Annotated in this window: 1 protein-coding gene; it reads left to right on the top strand. The window is 65.1% G+C overall.

Translation table 11 applies throughout. The features are described from left to right. The first annotated feature begins 683 nt into the window (after window positions 1-683). A complete protein-coding gene (locus tag OTB19_RS42820; protein WP_420717036.1) occupies window positions 684-1,271 on the top strand; it encodes a polysaccharide deacetylase family protein in 588 nt (195 codons plus the stop codon). Window positions 1,272-1,439: the final 168 nt, after the last annotated feature.

Genomic DNA, 1,439 nt, shown 5'->3' with positions numbered 1-1,439 from the left:
AACGCAGGGTAACCACATGAAACGTGTTACTAGGCGACTCTGGCCGTTCCACCAGGCCGAAACCACGTGACCTGCGAGAACACCGTCAACCGTGTCCAGAACCCGCCATCAGCTGCGGAACGCAGGAAGATCGAGAAGGCGGAAACTACGAGTTCAACCTGAGTACCCAATCGGACGCGAGGAGGACATCAGCCGCCCCCGGCACTACAAGCCGTGACTGTCTTCCAAGTCCCGTGCGATGCGCTGGGCGAGTGGCTCCCGAACGCTCCTGCGTGCGGCGCCCCAACTCCCGACGGCGACGAATTCACGATTGTCGTATGAACCCTGTACGGCGGAATCCGGTTTCTCGGAGCGCAGCCTCCCACCGGCCCCCGGAGGGCGGCCCCCCCACGGCTGTCACCATGACCGCAGCCCTTGTACTGGCCCTCGGTATCGCCTGTGCCGCGGTGGTGCCCGAGAGCCCCGGCCGGGGACAGCGAGCCACGGTCGACGCACGGGCGCCCCTCCCGACGCTTCAGGCGAGGGCGCCCCACCCACCCCCTCGAACGAGCTCGGCCCTCGCCCGCGCCTGGGGCCTTGCCACGCCCCCTCTCCCACCCCCGGCACCCCCGACAGTGAAACCGGCGATCGCGTTCCGCAAGGGATTCGAGGTATCGGGAGCCGACGCCACCACGCTGCCACCGGTGTTCACCACCATTCCCACCAAGGACAAGGTGATCTTCCTAACCGTCGACGACGGATACGAGAAGGACCCCGATTTCCTGCGCATGACACGCGAACTCCGCATCCCCTACACGGCTTTCCTCACGGACTCCGCGGTCAAGGACGACTACGCCTACTTCCGGCGCATGCAGAGCGCCGGCACGTCCCTGAACAACCACACCCTGAGCCACCGCTACCTACGGGGCATGGCCCACGACCGACAACGACACGAGATCTGTGGACAACAAGACGTCATCCACAACGTCTTCGGTACCGCCCCCAAGCTCTTCCGTCCCCCCTACGGCGCGTACGACGGAAACACACTCAGGGCCGCGAAATCCTGCGGGATCACCCACGTGCCCCTGTGGAACACGGAGGCGTTTCCCGACCACATGGAATGGAGAGACGCCGACCGCGACCTCCACCCCGGCGACATCATCCTCACCCACTTCCGCGGGCCTCGACACTGGAAGGGGTCCATGCCCGACACACTGCGCCAAGTCCTGCGCGTCGCCACCGACCGCGGCTACGCGCTGGCCCGCCTAGACGACTACCTTCCGACCTCATAACCGGGAGGCTTGGGCGTCAACGGGGGGACTGTAAAAAGAACGGCTCTGTCCCGTAATCGGTGGTAGCGGTGCGTTGCCTCCTGTCATGCTGAGGCGTGCTTGAAGTCAACGCCCTTGTGGGTGTGGTGTTTTCGGGACTTTCCGCCTTGGTCATCGAGAGTGTGGCGG

It is taken from the genome of Streptomyces sp. H27-H5 (assembly GCF_026627505.1).
Classification (GTDB): Bacteria; Actinomycetota; Actinomycetes; order Streptomycetales; family Streptomycetaceae; genus Streptomyces.
The sequence above is the reverse complement of the archived record's forward strand: the minus strand, read 5'-3'. Positions and strand labels throughout refer to the sequence as shown.